Genomic DNA, 15,477 nt, shown 5'->3' with positions numbered 1-15,477 from the left:
CTCAGCGGTAGAGGTGCGCGCCCGGAACGGCGTGCGGATCGTTGCGGACTTCGGCGGGGTTGGTCTCGGGCAGGAACCAGGCGCTGACGAAGGTGATCAGCCCCATCAGCAAGATGTAGACGGCGACCAGGACGGTGCTCCCGGTCCCGGCGATGAGCGCGGTCATGAGGAACGGTGTGCCACCGCTGACGATGACCGCGGAGAGCTGATAGGCCAGCGACGCACCGGAATACCGGACGCTCGGCGCGAACAGTTCGGCGAGGAAGCTGGCGATCGGGCCGTAGGTGAGGCACTGGAAGACGAAACCCACTACGACGGCGACGAAAATCGCGGCCAATGACGCGGTGCCCACGAGCCAGAAGTACGGGAAGGCCCAGACGGCGACACCGAGGCCGCCGATCAGGATCAGCGGCCGGCGGCCCACTCGGTCGGAGAGGTGCCCGGACCACGGGATGACCACGAGCATCGCCACGGAGCCGGCCAGCACGACGGCGAGCAGGGGGTCACGCTTGACGCCCAGTGCGTCGGTCGCGTAGCTGAGCAGGCCGGAGATGCTGACGTAGAACAGGCTGTTGGTGGCCGAGAGGAGCCCGCAGCCGAGCAGGATGGTGCCCCACTTGCTCCGCACGACCTGGGCCAGCGGAGCCCGCAGCACCGTGTTGCCGGACTGGGCCGCCTTCTCCTGCAGTGCGCGGAACTCCGGGGTGTCCTCCACTTTGGACTGGATGTAGATGACGACCGAGAACATGACGACGCTGACCAGGAACGGGATGCGCCAACCCCAGGTCAGGAAGGCGTCGTCGGGCATGAAGCCGCTGGCTGCCACGAAGATCACGTTGGAGATGATCACGGCGACGGGCACGCTGGTCTGTCCGAACGTGCCGGCGAAACCACGCCGCTTGGGACCCGCGGACTCGGTGAGCAGGAGGACCACCCCACCCCACTGCCCGCCGGTCGCGAGTCCTTGGACGAAGCGCAGGACGACCAGCAGCGTCGGAGCCAGTGAACCGACGGAGCCGGCGCTCGGCAGGCACCCGATCAGGAAGGTCGCGGCCCCCATCACCGCCAGGCAGGCGACGACGACCGGCTTGCGCCCGTACTTGTCGCCGAGGTGCCCGGCGAGCACCCCGCCGATCGGCCGCGCCAGGAATCCGGCCCAGAAAGTGCTGAACGCGAGCAAAGTTCCGGTCAGAGCCGAGGCGTTCGGGAAGAAGACGTGCGGAAACACGAGCGCCGCGGCCGTGCCGTACAAGAAGAAGTCGTACCACTCGATCGAACTGCCGACGAGCCCGGCGGCCAGGAGCTTGCGGAAGGCCCGCCGCCCGGCCGGGGAAAGGTCGGAGCCGACGTCACCGGACTGTCCGGTGGGATGGGCGATCGGATTGGTCATGGATCCCGCCTTCGTCGAGGACATCGGCACGTGATGGCGGTCATATTAAGGAGCCACTACTCTGCGGATGAGGTGTGCATCACCCACACCTCACGCCGATTCGGTGGGGCTTTCGCCCACCAGTCCGGAGGAGGAGGGCATCGTGGCCGGTGGTCGGGCTGAGCAAGCGGAGTCGGTGTCGCTGCTGCGCCGCCAACGTGAACTGGCGTCGTTGTACGCGACGGCCAAGTCGCTGACCGCGCTGGGCGAACTGGACGAGGTCCTGCAGTCGATCGTCCACCACGCCCACGATCTGATGGGCACCGACTTCACCTACCTGTCGCTGGTCGGCGACGACGGCAAGCTCTCGGCCCGAGCCTCGGAAGGGACGATCTCCGCTGCTTTTCTCGCGGCGTGCATCCCGGCCGATGTGGGACTGGGCGGCAAGGTGCTGGCGTCCCGCAGGCCGTATTGGGTGCGCAACTACGCCTCCGCGACGGTGATCGACCACGACGCGAGCTTCGACCGTCTGGTCGGCACCGAGAAGCTCGTCGCGCTTCTGGGCGTGCCGCTGGTCATCCGAGGGGAAGCCGTCGGCGCCCTGTTCGCCGCCGACCGTACCGAGCGGTCCTTCGAAGCCGACGAGATCGCGCTGCTGATCGCGTTCGCCGACCACGCGGCGGTGGCCCTGGACAACGCGAGGCTCTACGAGGCGAGCCGGACGGCCCTGCAGGACCTGCAGGTGGCGTACCGGAAGATCGAAGATCACATGGCGGTCATGGAACGGGCGCAAGCGACCCACGAAGTGCTGACCGGTGCGGTGCTGGAGGGCGGGACACCCGGCGATGTCGCGCAGCTCCTGGCCGACCAGCTCGGTGGCAGCGTCACCCTCCTGGACCGGACCGGCGCGGTCGTCGTGCACCGGGATTCAGGCGTGGACCCGAGCCCGCCCCCGGCGGAGGCGGACCTGACCGAGGCCGTCCGGGCCGCGCATCGTTCGGGGCGCTGCACGACGTCGGTCGACAAGGCCGGCGTCGCCCGCAGTGTGGCGGCGATCCGGGCCGGCGACAGCCATCTCGGCGCCTTGGCGTGGAGCCGGAAAGCCGGCGAAGTGGCCGATCTCGACCTGCGGACCCTGGAGCGAGCCACGCACGTCATGGGACTGCTCATCCTCAAGGAGCGCGCCGTCGCCGACGCGAGTGAGCGGTTGAGCGGAGAGCTGCTGACCGAGCTCATGGTGGGCAGCCCGGGGATCGACGCGGCCCAGCGCGTCCGGGCCCGTGCCCGCGGCATCGATCCCGACCGCCTGGTTCTCGTCCTCGTCGCGGAGTCCGCGACGTCGTCCTCGACCGAGCTCTCGCGCCACCTGCACGACATCGCGCGAGACCATGGTGGGCTGGCCGGTGAACACCTCGGCCGGGCCACGATGATCCTGCCCAGCGCCGAGGACGAGCAGACCGTCGAGGAGGTCCAGCGCCGGCTGCGCCGAGCGGTGGGTGGCCCGGTCGTGGTCGTCGCCGAACGAGCGACCAACCACGACTGGTCACGCGCCTTCTCCCTCGCCGGCCGCTGCGGCGCGGTCATGCGCGCGCTCGGGCACACCGATGTGGGCGCCACCACGGGCAGGTACGCCCTCTATGCGATGGTCTTCGACCCCGAACGGGCCCGGGAACTCGACCGGTTCATCGCCGGCTCGATCGGCCCGCTGCTCGACTACGACCAGCGCCGCGGCACCGATCTCGTCGGCACGCTCACCGCCTACTTCGTGCATCGCACCAACGTCGCCGCAACCGCCCGGGCGCTGCACGTGCACGTCAACACCCTGCTCAAACGGCTTGACCGCGCCGGCACCGTGCTCGGTCTGGACTGGCGCGACAACAACGACTTGGAACTGCAGCTCGGGCTGCGGCTGCACGGGCTGCGCGCGGTCGCGATCACCTCGTCGTGACGGACTGGTTCAGGCCGGGCGCAGCGATTCCCTCAGCGCGGTCTTGGACAGCTTCCCCGTGCCCGTCTTGGGCAGCGTGGTCATGAAGACGAACTCGTCGGGCAGCCACCACTTCGCGACCCTCGGCGTGAGGTGCCGAGTGAGGTCCTCGGCGGTGGCGGCGCTGCCCTCCCGCACGACGACGTAGGCGACGGGGCGCTCCATCCAGCGCGGGTCCGGGCGGGCGATCACGGCGACTTCGACGACGTCGGGGTGCGCGGAGAGCGCGGCCTCGAGCTCGACCGAGGAAATCCACTCGCCGCCGGACTTGATGAGGTCCTTCATCCGGTCCACGAGCCGCAGGTACCCGTGCGCGTCGATGGTGGCCAGATCGCCCGTGCGCAGCCAGCCGTCGCCGGTGAAGCTCTCGCCGCCGTCCGTCCGGAAGTAGCCGCCGGCCACCCACGGTCCGGCGACCTGGAGCTCGCCGACAGCGCGACCGTCGCGCGGCAGCTCCCGTCCGGTCTCGACGTCGGCGATCCGCACGTTCACCAGCGGCAGCGGCTGCCCCTGCGCAGCGCGCACGGCCATCTGTTCCGCTTCGGTCGCGTCCCGGTGCTGGGTGCGGGTGCCGCCGATGGCTCCGACCGGACTGATCTCGGTCATCCCCCAGGAGTGCGTGACCGGCACCCCGAGCGCGGCGCGGTAGGCCTCGGACAACGCCGGGGGCACCGCCGAACCACCGCCGAGCAGGAACCGCGTGGCGCTCAGGTCGTGCCGGCGCAGCTGGGGAAGCAGGCTCGTCCACACCGTCGGAACGGCGCCGGCCACGGTGACCCGCTCGGTTTCCATCAACCCCAGCAGGTGAGCCGGCTCCGCGGACGCACCGGGCAGCACCAGGGACGCGCCCGCCATCATCGCGCCGTACGGCAGGCCCCACGCGTTGGCGTGGAACATGGGCACGATCGGCATCACGACGTCGCTCTCGCGCAGGCCGATGAGCCCGGCCGCGAGCGTCCCCAGGCAGTGCAGGATCGTCGAGCGGTGGCTGTAGAGCACCCCCTTGGGCGGTCCGGTGGTGCCGGAGGTGTAGCACAGCCCGGAGGCCAGGTTCTCCTCCGCGAGCTCGAAGGTCTCCTCGAATGAGCCCTGGAACGGCTCGGCACCGGCGATCAGCTCGTCGTAGTCCAGGATCCGGGGGTCCGCCGGGATCGGGTCGTCGGTGCCGTCGGCCAGCACCACCCAGTACCGCACCCGCGGCAGTTTCCCGGCGCTGGGCCAGATCCTCGCCAGCAGTCCACGGTCGACGAACACCACGTCGTCCTCGGCGTGGCCGGCGATGTACTCCAGGTGCTCCGCCGAGAGCCGGATGTTGATGGAGTGCAGCACCCGCTTGGTCGCCGGTACCGCCAGGTAGAGCTCCAGGTGGCGGCGGCTGTTGCTCGCGAACGTGGCGACGCGGGCACCGGCCGCGACGCCGAGGGAGTCCAGCGCGGTGGCCAGCCGCCGGGCGTGGCCCGCCACCTCGGCGTAGGTGAGCCGCTCGCCACCGGCCGTCGTCACGTGCTTGTGCGCATACAGCCGCTCGGCGCGCTCCAAGATGTGCGCGATGGTCAGCGGCCGAGGCTGCATCAGCCCTTCCACGGCGCCGGTCGCCTCGGCGGGAGGGGAAACGCGGGACTGCTCAGGCATCGGTTTTCTCTTTCGGCCGGCGAGTTCGCCCCAGGAGACGGGCGGCATCCGCTTACCGCCGCAAGAGACTTTAAGCGCGGCCCAGCTCCGACCAAGAGGGAAGAACCATCCACTCGCCCACCCGTTTCGGCGGAGAATCCCCACACTCCACTCGGTCCCGGCCGAGGCAGAGGCGGGCTGCGACCGGTGTTGCTCACCGAGGCCGCGCCGTTTCCCGACGGGTGATCTCAGTGAGATTCGCGCCCGGACTGGACTGAACCGACAACGCGGGCTGCCGGCTGACCCGAAAGCCGAGCCGCGACGCACCCCGGCCGAGGTCGAGGTGGCCGGGCTTCAGGTCACCGGCGGAACTGACGACTCCGCCGGTCGGCCAGCCGTGAGGGACGGCGCGGTGAGAGCTGAACCTCTCGTCAGCCGAACACCCGCCGCTGGATCTCCCGGCGGTAGTCATCGAGGGTGTTGTCCAGGTGGATCGCGGCGGCTTGCGCGGCGGCCTCCGAGTCGCCGTCCCGGATCGCCTGGTAGATCGCGGCGTGTTCGTCGATCGCCTCGGCGGCGTGCCCGCCGACGGTGCCGCGCAAACCAATCGTGCTGGACTGGTGCTGCAGCCGCCGGACCTCGCGCACGGCGGCCAGGAGGAACTGGTTGTGGGACGCGGCCGCGATGCCCAGGTGGAACTCGTCGTCCCCGCGGTCGAACAGCGCCGCCTCTCCGGTCAGGTGCCCTCGGCGGCAGGTTTCCGCGGCCGCTTCGATCGATCGGAGCTCCCCGGGGGTGGCCCGGGTCGCCGCCAGCCGGCTCGCGGTCATCTCCTGCACGCGCCGGAACTCGAAGAGCATGTAGACGTGGTCGAGGTCGGTCGGCAGGAAAAAGCTGCCCCAGCGCGCCGAACCCAGCATGCCTTCGTCGTCGGCCACGTAGAGCCCGCGGCCCTTCTGCGCGCGCACCCGGCCGATCGCGGAGAGGATCTTGACCGCCTCGCGCACGACCGTGCGTGAGGTTCCCAGCTGGGCGGCCAGCTCGTTCTCGGTGGGCATGCGATCACCGGGCTGGAGCCGCAGCTGCGCGATGAGCTGGAGGATCTGCTCGGCGACGACCTCGTACCCGGGCCGGTACGCGGCCTGCGGCGGGGTTGCCACCCGGTCGCCACCACTGGGGTCGGGTTCGACCGGTGCGGGCACGCCGTCCACTCACTCGCCTCCTTCGTGTCGGTCACCGCGAGGGTACGACTTGTCCCTCACCGCTTCAAGGATCGTACACGTCGGATCGGGATTAAGAAATGAGTACTACTCATTTTGCCGACACAGGTTCGGCTGTCCTTGAGGAAAGCCAGGGCCTACCTCTTGACGGAAGCTCTGACAGGGGCTCTTATATACCTCCGAAGCGACCGACCGTGTCAGATGTGTCGGACACATAACCGGCACCTCGTTGTCCGATCGGGTCCAACTTGCGGTCCCCACGATGGAGTGGAGTAGTCATGAAAGCCAAAGCCGATGCCGCCGGCGCCAGGAGAGCAACTCATCGCCGCGCCCGGTTCGCGGGCCTCGCGCTGGGCGTCGCCGCCGTGCTGGCCGCGGTCGCCGCGTGCGGCAACGGCGGGACCGGATCCGGTGCGCAGAACGGGTTCCAGCCGGTGCAGCAGACGGGCGGGAAGCTCACCGTCTGGGTCGACTCGACGCGGCTGCCCGCCGCGCAGCTGTACCAGAAGGTGCACCCGGCGGTGAAAATGGACATCGTCACCTACGACGGCGACGCCAACGGCTCGAACTACCTGCAAACCAAGGTGAGCCTGTTCAACCGCACCCGCAGCGGCTGGCCGGACGTGGTGTTCAGCTCCCAGAACAACGAGGCCTCCTGGGCGGTGCAGGCGGGGTTCACCGCGCCGCTGAACAAAGGCCTGATCCCCGACGCCACCCTGCGCGGGTGGGCCCCGGGTGCCAACGATCCGTGCACGGTCGACGGCACGCTTTACTGCCTGCGCAACGATCTCGCCCAGACCGTGCTCTGGTACAACGCGCCGCTGATGCGGCAGTGGGGCTATCAGGTGCCGAAGACCTGGGAGGAGTACCAGGCCCTGGGCAAGCGCCTGGCCACCGAGCACCCGGGCTACCTCGTGGGGACGGCGGGGGACAACTTCACCCCGGAGATCTACCTGTGGGCGAGCAAGTGCGGCGCCAACCGGATCACCGGTCCCAAGACGGTCAAGGTGGACACGACGAGCGCCGAGTGCACCCGGATGGCCGCGCTCCTCGACAGCCTCGTCCAGAACCACACCATGGCGACCAGCAGCGTGTTCAGCTCGGACTTCGACAAGAACTCCGCCGACAAGGTCCTCATGATGCCCGGGCCCTCGTGGTTCGGCGGCTCGATCTTCAACGAGGCGTTCAAGACGCCCGCAGGCCAGATCGCGGCCGCTCCGCTGCCGCAGTGGGCCGGGGACAACGCACCTTCGGTGGGCAACGTCGGCGGCGGCACCTGGCTGCTGTCGGCCCACAGCGCCAACCTCAAGGGCGCCGCCGATTTCCTCACGTGGGTGGCCACCTCCGACGAGTACCAGGGCAAGGTCTCGCCGGGCTACCCGGCGTACGCGCCGGCGGCGAAGACCTGGCTCGCGAAGCAGACGGCCAGTGGCTACTACTCCGGTGACATCACCGGGCCGTTGCAGACCGCGGCCGCGCAGGTGTGGCCGGGCTGGGGCTACGGCCAGTTCAGCCAGGAGGCGATCTGGGCCGCGACGGTCACGCCCGGGCTGACCGCCGGCAAGACGATCGTCTCGATGCTGCCGGACTGGCAGAAAGCCGTCATCAACTACGCACGGTCCAACGGCTACGAGGTAAGTCAGTGAGCACCGCGTCCACCACCGCCCGCCCGGCCCGGAGCCCGTCGCGACGACGGCGGGCGACCTGGCCGGGCCGGGGCGGGCACCTGTTCGTCGCCGCGTACGTGGTGCTGCTGATCGCGTTCGGGGTCGTGCCGACGGTGTACGCGGTGTACTTCGCGTTCACCGACGCCGGCGACAACTTCGCGGGCCTGGCGAACTTCGTCGCGGCCGCCGGCGACTTCCGCTACCTGTCCGCGATCGGCCACGTGGCGCTGTACCTGGTGTGCTGGCTGGTTTCGCTGGTGGTGCTGGTCGTCGGGCTGGCTCTGGTGCTGCACCGCGTGCGCTCGGCCGGGGTGAGCCGCGTCCTGCGGTTCCTCTACTACATCCCGGGGGCGCTTGCCGGTGCGGCGAGCGTGATGGTCTGGCTGTTCGTGCTGGACCCCACGGTGAGCCCGGTGAGCTTCCTGGTGCGGGCCTTGGGTTTCAGCACCTTCGGCGAGGTCGTGGCGCCGGGCCACCTGCCGGTGCTGTTCACCTTGATCGCGTTCTGGACCGGCGCGGGCGGCTGGATCGTGGTGATGTACGGCGCGCTGAACAACATCTCTCCCGATCTGCTCGAAGCGGCTCGGATCGACGGTGCGGGCGCGTGGCGCACGGCGTGGCACATCCAGATCCCGTTGCTGCGCAAGTGGATCGTCTACATGGTGATCCTCGCGTTCGCCGGCGGGACGCAGCTGTTCGTGGAGCCGCAGTTGCTCTCGCAGGCCAGCGTCGGAGTCGCCGGTCGTGACTACTCGCTCAACCAGCTGTCCTACGACTTCGCCTTCCAGAACAACAACGTGAACACGGCCGCGGCCATCTCGGTCGAGCTGCTGCTGATCGGTCTCGTGGTCGCCGGCGTGTTCGTGGCCCGATCGGGGTTCTTCGATGCCGACTGACACCCGTACCCCCGCAGTGGTCAGCACCTCGGCGGGCAGCGCCCGCTCGTCCTCCGGGCGGCCGCGGCGCGGCCGGCGCCTGCCGAACCCGCTGTCGGCTCTGGTGCTCGTGCTGTTCCTGGTGTTCTTCGTGCTGCCGGTCGTGTGGCTGCTGCTGGCGGCCACGAAGACCGACGACCAGCTCGTGCACGGCAACCCGCTGTCGATCGGTTCGTGGCACGCGCTCGCCGACAACTGGGCCGCGCTGACCTCCTTCCAGGACAACGCGATCTTCCTGTGGCTGCGCAACTCCGCGGTGTACTCGTTCATCGCGCTGGTCATCACGTTGTGCGTCGCGATCCCGGCCGGCTACGCCCTCGCGATGAACCACTTCCGCGGCCGCCGCACCCTGCTGGTCGCGACCCTGGTGGTCATGCTGATGCCGAACGCGACCCTGGTGGTGCCGCTGTTCCTCGAGGTGAACGCGGTCCACCTCATCGGTTCGATGTGGTCGATCATCCTGCCGTATTCGTTCTACCCGTTCGGGGTGTACCTGACCTACATCTACTTCAGCACCTCACTGCCGCGTGATCTGGTCGCGGCCGCGGAGCTCGACGGGTGTTCGCAGTTCGGCGTGTTCCGGCACATCGCCCTGCCCTTGGCGATGCCGGTCGTGGCGCTCGTCGGCTTCTTCAGCTTCGTGGCCAACTGGACCAACTACTTCCTGCCCTACGTCCTGCTGCCGGAGAGCGGCCAGTTCCCCGTACAGGTGGGCCTGGGCAATCTTCTCAACGCGGTGCCGCAGTTCAACCCCACCGTCGGCACCGCCGCGGTCCAGCGCCCGGAGCTGGCGCTGGCGACCTTGCTGGCCATCACGCCGGTCCTGCTCGTCTTCCTGTTCTCGCAACGCTTCCTGGTCGCGGGAATGCTCGCCGGCGCGACGAAGGAATAGCCCACCCCGGCTCGACGCGGAACCACCGTCCACGCGTGCGGCGGCACCTCAGGTGCCGTCCGCGGGTGGCGGCCGCCCCCGAATGGAGATCTTCGATGCATCCCGTCATCACGGCCTCGGTACCGCTGCTCGAACCCCCGGGCTGGGCGATCGCGCAGCGCGAGCTGTTCGACCTGCTCGACACGGCCTGGCGCCGGTTCGCGCGGGACTACACGGGCCCGGACGGACGCCTCGTCTACCGGGGCGGCCTCTCCACCCGCGACGGGGTGGACGACTTCTACGAAACCTTTTTCAACTGGCCCCAGCTCTACCTGCTCGGCGGCGCCGACGACCTGCTCGGCGAGGCGGAGCGGCACTGGGAGGGCGTCACCCGCCAGCTGACCGAGCTGGGCATGCTGAGCGAGGAGTACGAACGCGGCTACGACTGGTTCCACCAAGGCGAAAGCCTGCTGCTGCTGTACTTCCTGTGCATGGCCGCGCCCGAGCGGTGGCGCGAGCGCGCGGTGCGGTTCGCCGAGCTGTACGTCGACCCGGCGCACGGCAACTACGACCCCGAGCACCGCATCATCCGCCGCCCCCACAACGGCAGCGACCCCGCACGCGAAGGACTCTTCGACGGCGACTCCTACCCCTGGCTGCCCCAGGAAGCGCGGATGTACGGTTTTCCCCTCGAGTGGCTCGTGCCGGCGGGTGCCGCGCAGCCGGCGGCGGATCCCGATCCCCGGCTGGGCGAGCAGATGCGGCGCCGCATGGGGGTGGGGGACACCGCGGTCAACCTCGCCGCGGCCGGGCTGGTCTTCAACGCCCTGCTGCTGTCCGGCGACCGCCGTTACCGCGACTGGCTCGCCGAGTACGTGGGTGCCTGGCGCGAACGGGCCGCCGCCAACGGGGGTGTCCTGCCCGACAATGTCGCTCCCGACGGGACGGTCGGCGGTCTGTTGGAGGGCCGGTGGTACGGCGGGCACTACGGCTGGTCGTGGCCGCACGGGTGGTACAGCGTGGGGCACGCCGCGATCGTCGCCGCGCTGGCCGCGGCGATGGCCACCGGCGACGACGGCTACACCGACCTCGTGCGCCCGGCGCTGGACACGATCATCGGCCAGGGCAAGGTCATGGCCTTCACCGACGCCGACTCCAGCCTGCAGTCGAAGTGGACGGTGCAGCTGGGCCCGGACGTCGACACGCCCACGCTGCACGTGCCCTACCGCTACGGTGATCACGGATGGTTCGACCACAACCCGATGCTGATGGGCGTGCCGGCCGCGCTGTGGCACCACTCCGGCTCCCGGGAAGACCGCGAGCGCCTCGAACGACTGCGCGCCGCCGCGGGCCACGACTGGCGAACGGTGCGTTCCTTCCGCAGCAAGGAAGAGGCCGGGCACGAGGAGCCGTGGTTCGCCTACCTGTCCGGCGACAACCCCGGCTACCCCGAGCGGATCCTCGCGGCGGCCCAGGCCCAGGTGCGGCACCGGCTGGCGCGGATGGAGCGCTACCGGGACCTCGACGTCCCCGAGGCCGACATCCACCTCTGGCAGCAGTCGAACCCCGTCGTCACCGAAGCACTGGTCCAGCTCACCTGGGGCGGTCCGCAGGTCGTCTACAACGGGGGACTGCAGCAGGCCCGGGTGCGCTACTTCGACGCGATCGCCCGCCGCCCGGGTCTGCCCCCGTCGGTCGCGGCACTCGTCTCGCGCATCGAGCCGGAGGAAACGGTGGTCGAGCTCGTCAACCTCGACCCGTGGACGACCCGGTCGGTGATCCTCCAGGCCGGCGCGTTCGCCGAGCACCACGTCCGGGCGGCGCGCTACAGCGTCTGCGACGACCCGTCGTGGATCGGCGACCTGTACGACTACGGCCATCGCGAACCGGTCGTGACGTCCTCGTCGATCGCTCTCGACGGTCCCTGGCTGCAAGTCGACCTGCCCCCGTCCACTCGCATCAGCCTGACTCTGGAGCTGGCGCTGCGGGCCCGCACGCCCTCGTACACCACGCCGTTCGAGGCCACGCCGTCGGGCGAGCCCGAATGAACCGCACCCCGCTCGGCCGCACCGGGCTGGAGGTCTCCCGGCTGGGTTTCGGCGCCGCACCGCTGGGGCGGCTCACCGGCCCGGCCCGCGGCCGCGGCATTGACGCCGTGCACACGGCGCTCGAGCTCGGCATCACGTTCTTCGACGTGTCGCCCTTCTACGGGGAGACGGTCGCGGAAACCGTGCTGGGACAAGCATTACGCGGTGTGGAGCGGTCCGCCTACGTGCTGGCCACCAAGGTCGGCCGCTACGGGCAGGCCGACTTCGACTTCAGCGCCGGCCGGGTCACGCGCAGCGTGCACGAAAGCCTGGCCCGGCTCGGCGCCGGCCACCTCGATCTCGTGCAGTGCCACGACATCGAGTTCGGCGATCTCGACCAGGTGGTCGGTGAAACCTTGCCCGCGCTGCGTGCCCTGCAGGAATCGGGATTGGTGCGCGCGGTCGGGATCACCGGCTTTCCCTTGCCGGCGCTCGCGTATGTCGCCGAACGAGCCCCGGTCGACACGATCATCTCCTACTGCCAGTACACGCTGCAGAACCGGCGGCTCGCCGAGTGGCGGGAGCGCTTCGAACGCCTCGGCACCGCCGTGCTCAACGCCGCCCCGCTGGCGATGGGCGCGCTGACTCAGCAGGGCGCACCGCCTTGGCACCCCGCGCCGCAGGAGGTGCTGCAGCGGTGCGCCGAGGCGGCGGTGCTGTGCCGGGAACGCGGGGCGGACCTGGCGCGCGTGGCCCTGCAGTACGCGGTGAGCACCGGGGACTTCCCGGTCACGATCGTCGGCGCCGCGGACCCGGACGAAGTGCGGCGGGACGTCCGATGGCTGTCCGAGCCTCTCGACGAGGACCTGGTGCGTGAAATCGAGGCCTGCCTCGAACCCGTCCGAGACCGCGGGTGGCCCAACGGGCGCCCCGAGAACCAGCACCCGGGGGAGCGGTCGTGACCGCCGCCATCCTCGACTCGCACGTGCACTTCTGGGATCCGCGCCGGCTGCGCTACCCGTGGCTCGACGACGTCGCCGAGCTCGACCGTCCCCGCACCCCCGAGCAGTTCCCGGGCCGGGCGGAGGTCATCGTCGTCGAGGCCGGCCGGGTGTCCGCCGACGCCGCCGCCGAGATCGCGTGGATCCGGCAGGAGTCGCGCCGGCACCCGTGGATCCGCGGGATCGTCGCCCACGTCGAGCTCGGAGATCCCGTGCGGGCCCGCGGGTTCTTCGACGAGCACGATCCGTTTGTCGTCGGGGTGCGGCGCAACGCGCAGGACGAACCGCCTGGCTTCCTCGGCGACCGCGATTTCCGCGTGGGAGTCGGCCTGCTGGGCGAGGCCGGCCTGCCGTTCGACGCCTGCGTCCGCGCGCATCAGCTGCCGGAGCTGACCGAACTGGCCACCGCCTGCCCACGGACCACGATCGTTCTGGACCACCTGGGAAAACCCACGCCGGGCGGACCGGGCTACGACCGGTGGCGCCGCGATCTGCGGCGGCTGGCCGGACGCGACAACGTGCTCTGCAAGCTTTCCGGCCTGGCCACCGAAACCCCGCCGGGTACCGGCCGCGGCGCCGTCGTCGACGCGCTGCGCGAAGCGCTCGACGTGTTCGGCCCCGGCCGCTGCCTCTACGGCAGCGACTGGCCGGTGCTGACGCTGGCCACCGACTACGACGCGTGGCTCGACCTCGTCCGCACCGCTCTCGCCGCTCATCCGGCTGCCGCGGCCGAAGCCGTCTTCCACGACAACGCCGCCCGGACCTACCGGGTGCGCAGCGCCGAGCAGGGACCACGAAAGGACCCCGAATGACCTCCCTGACACGCGGCACCGCCGCCCGCCGGGTCGCCTATGCCGGCGCCCGCGCCCTGGTCGTCGAGCCCAGCGACACCGAGCCACCCGCACCGGGCCACGTCCGGGTCGACGTGGCCTACACCGGCATCTGCGGGACGGACCTGCACATCTTCCACGGCGACATGGACGGGCGGGTCTCACCGCGCGCGGTGATCGGGCACGAGATGTCCGGCCGGGTCGCCGAGGTCGGCGCCGGGGTGGTGGACTGGCGGCCCGGCGACCCTGTGACGGTGCTGCCGCTGCGGTGGTGCGGTGACTGCCCCGCCTGCCGGGCGGGCCACACCCACGTGTGCCACCGCCTGGTCTTCCTGGGCATCGACGCGGCCGGCGCCCTGCAGAACAGCTGGACGGTGCCCGCGGACACCCTCGTGGCGCTGCCCCGCGACCTGCGGCTGGACCACGCGGCGCTCGTCGAGCCGACCGCGGTCGCCGTGCACGACGTGCGACGTGCCCAGCTGCGCAAGGGGGAGCACGCGCTCGTCGTCGGCGGGGGACCGATCGGTGTGCTCATCGCGCTCGTCGCGCGGCGGGCGGGCGCGTCGGTCGTGCTGGCCGAGCCCGACGCGTACCGGCGGACCGTCGCCGAGGGGCTGGGCCTCACCGCGCTCGACCCGGCGGCCGGCGACTTCGCCGGCGCCCTCGATCAGTGGACCGCCGGCGCCGGCGCCGAGGTGGCGTTCGAGGTGTCCGGCGCGGCGGCGGGCGTGACCATGGCGGTCAGCGCGCTGGCCACACGGGGCCGGCTGGTCCAAGTGGCGATCCACCCGGCGGCCCGCGAGGTGGACCTGCACCGGTTCTTCTGGCGGGAGCTCACCCTCCTCGGCGCGCGCCTGTACGAGCGCGAGGACTTCACCACCGCGGTCGGCTTGCTCACCGAAGGTGCCATCCCGGCCGAAACGCTGATCTCGCGGATCGAACCCCTCGAGCGCGTCACGGAGGCCTTCACCGCGCTGGAAAGCGGGGCCGGCGTGATGAAGGTGCTCGTCGACTGCCGGACCGGCGAGGGGCGGGAGGCACGGTGACCGGATTGTCCGCCTTCGACCTCACCGGCAAGCTCGCGGTGGTCACCGGCGCCCGCCGCGGGATCGGGCTCGGCATGGCCGAGGCGCTGGCCGCCGCCGGCGCGGACATCGTGGCCGTCAGCGCGCACCAGGAGCCGTCCGGCAGCGAGGTCGAGGCCCGCGTGACCGCGCTCGGCCGCCGCTGCACCGCGCTGAGCGCCGACTTCACCGACCGGGCCGCCGTGGCGGAGCTGGCGGACGCGCTCGCCGGTCTCGGCCGGCCCGTGGACATCCTGGTCAACAACGCCGGCACCATCGCGCGCGCCCCGGCGGCCGAACACTCCGACGCCGACTGGGACCGGGTGCTCACCGTCGACCTCACGAGCCAGTTCGGGCTCACCCGCGCCGTGGGCGCCGGGATGCTCGAGCGTGGCCGGGGCAAGATCGTGTTCACCGCCTCGCTGCTGAGCTTCCAGGGTGGCATCAACGTGCCCGGGTACGCCGCGGCCAAGTCGGGCATCGCCGGGCTCACCCGTGCGCTGGCCAACGAGTGGGCGGGCCGGGGCGTGAACGTCAACGCCATCGTCCCCGGCTACGTCGAGACCGACAACACCCAGGCCCTGCGCGCCGATCCCGAACGCTTCGCCGCCATCCTCGACCGCATTCCCGCCGGCCGGTGGGCGCGGCCCGACGATTTCGCCGGGGTGGCGGTATTCCTCGCCTCCGCGGCGTCGGACTACGTCCACGGCGCCCTCATCCCGGTCGACGGCGGATGGCTGGGCCGATGAACCCCGCCCGCGCGGCGGCGCGGGCCTGAACCTCCCGCGAGCCACCGCGACGAAAGGCGGACGATGCCGTCCGGCTTCTTCGAACACCGCGTTCCGCCCCCGCGAGGGCCGCCGGTTCGCGCCGGCCGAGCGCTTCTCCCGTTTGC

12 protein-coding genes are annotated in these 15,477 nt (G+C 70.8%); 9 read left to right on the top strand and 3 right to left on the bottom strand.

All coding sequences use genetic code 11. The features are described 5' to 3' along the window. Nucleotide 1: 1 nt before the first annotated feature. Nucleotides 2-1,390: an MFS transporter gene (locus AB0F91_RS38210; RefSeq protein WP_360605826.1), complete on the bottom strand. Its 1,389-nt coding sequence runs from the start codon at nucleotides 1,388-1,390 to the stop codon at nucleotides 2-4. Between the two features lie 142 nt (nucleotides 1,391-1,532). On the opposite strand from AB0F91_RS38210, the gene AB0F91_RS38205 reads away from it, so the two are divergent. Continuing rightward, nucleotides 1,533-3,317 (top strand): GAF domain-containing protein, encoded by a 1,785-nt coding sequence (locus tag AB0F91_RS38205; protein WP_360605824.1) that lies wholly within the window; start codon nucleotides 1,533-1,535, stop codon nucleotides 3,315-3,317. A 9-nt stretch (nucleotides 3,318-3,326) separates the two neighbouring features. On the opposite strand, the gene AB0F91_RS38200 is transcribed toward AB0F91_RS38205, so the two are convergent. Beyond that, nucleotides 3,327-4,988, bottom strand: a complete 1,662-nt coding sequence (locus AB0F91_RS38200; protein WP_360605822.1) for a long-chain fatty acid--CoA ligase — start codon at nucleotides 4,986-4,988, stop codon at nucleotides 3,327-3,329. Between the two features lie 410 nt (nucleotides 4,989-5,398). Beyond that, complete coding sequence (locus tag AB0F91_RS38195) at nucleotides 5,399-6,178, bottom strand: FadR/GntR family transcriptional regulator (protein ID WP_360605820.1); 780 nt, start codon at nucleotides 6,176-6,178, stop codon at nucleotides 5,399-5,401. Between the two features lie 287 nt (nucleotides 6,179-6,465). Here AB0F91_RS38195 and AB0F91_RS38190 point away from each other — a divergent pair, with 287 nt between their 5' ends. From AB0F91_RS38190 to AB0F91_RS38155, 8 genes are all read left to right on the top strand, one after another. Next, nucleotides 6,466-7,833 carry a carbohydrate ABC transporter substrate-binding protein gene (locus AB0F91_RS38190; RefSeq protein ID WP_360605818.1) on the top strand — a complete coding sequence of 456 codons (1,368 nt, stop codon included), beginning with the start codon at nucleotides 6,466-6,468 and terminating at the stop codon, nucleotides 7,831-7,833. Further along, a complete protein-coding gene (locus AB0F91_RS38185; protein ID WP_360605816.1) occupies nucleotides 7,830-8,750 on the top strand; it encodes a sugar ABC transporter permease in 921 nt (306 codons plus the stop codon). Before AB0F91_RS38190 ends, AB0F91_RS38185 begins: the two co-directional genes overlap by 4 nt. After that, entirely contained in the window at nucleotides 8,740-9,681 is a 942-nt protein-coding gene (locus tag AB0F91_RS38180) for a carbohydrate ABC transporter permease (protein WP_360605814.1), read from the top strand. The genes AB0F91_RS38185 and AB0F91_RS38180 overlap by 11 nt, the downstream gene beginning before the upstream one ends. A 95-nt stretch (nucleotides 9,682-9,776) precedes the next feature. Beyond that, nucleotides 9,777-11,708, top strand: a complete 1,932-nt coding sequence (locus tag AB0F91_RS38175) for a hypothetical protein (RefSeq protein WP_360605812.1) — start codon at nucleotides 9,777-9,779, stop codon at nucleotides 11,706-11,708. Beyond that, a complete protein-coding gene (locus AB0F91_RS38170; protein WP_360605810.1) occupies nucleotides 11,705-12,649 on the top strand; it encodes an aldo/keto reductase in 945 nt (314 codons plus the stop codon). The genes AB0F91_RS38175 and AB0F91_RS38170 overlap by 4 nt, the downstream gene beginning before the upstream one ends. After that, a complete protein-coding gene (locus AB0F91_RS38165; RefSeq protein WP_360605808.1) occupies nucleotides 12,646-13,500 on the top strand; it encodes an amidohydrolase family protein in 855 nt (284 codons plus the stop codon). The genes AB0F91_RS38170 and AB0F91_RS38165 overlap by 4 nt, the downstream gene beginning before the upstream one ends. Next, nucleotides 13,497-14,564 (top strand): alcohol dehydrogenase catalytic domain-containing protein, encoded by a 1,068-nt coding sequence (locus tag AB0F91_RS38160; RefSeq protein WP_360605806.1) that lies wholly within the window; start codon nucleotides 13,497-13,499, stop codon nucleotides 14,562-14,564. Before AB0F91_RS38165 ends, AB0F91_RS38160 begins: the two co-directional genes overlap by 4 nt. After that, a complete protein-coding gene (locus AB0F91_RS38155) occupies nucleotides 14,561-15,331 on the top strand; it encodes an SDR family oxidoreductase (RefSeq protein WP_360605804.1) in 771 nt (256 codons plus the stop codon). The genes AB0F91_RS38160 and AB0F91_RS38155 overlap by 4 nt, the downstream gene beginning before the upstream one ends. Nucleotides 15,332-15,477: the final 146 nt, after the last annotated feature.

This window comes from Amycolatopsis sp. NPDC023774 (assembly GCF_040639695.1).
Taxonomy (GTDB): Bacteria; Actinomycetota; Actinomycetes; order Mycobacteriales; family Pseudonocardiaceae; genus Amycolatopsis.
The sequence above is the reverse complement of the archived record's forward strand: the minus strand, read 5'-3'. Positions and strand labels throughout refer to the sequence as shown.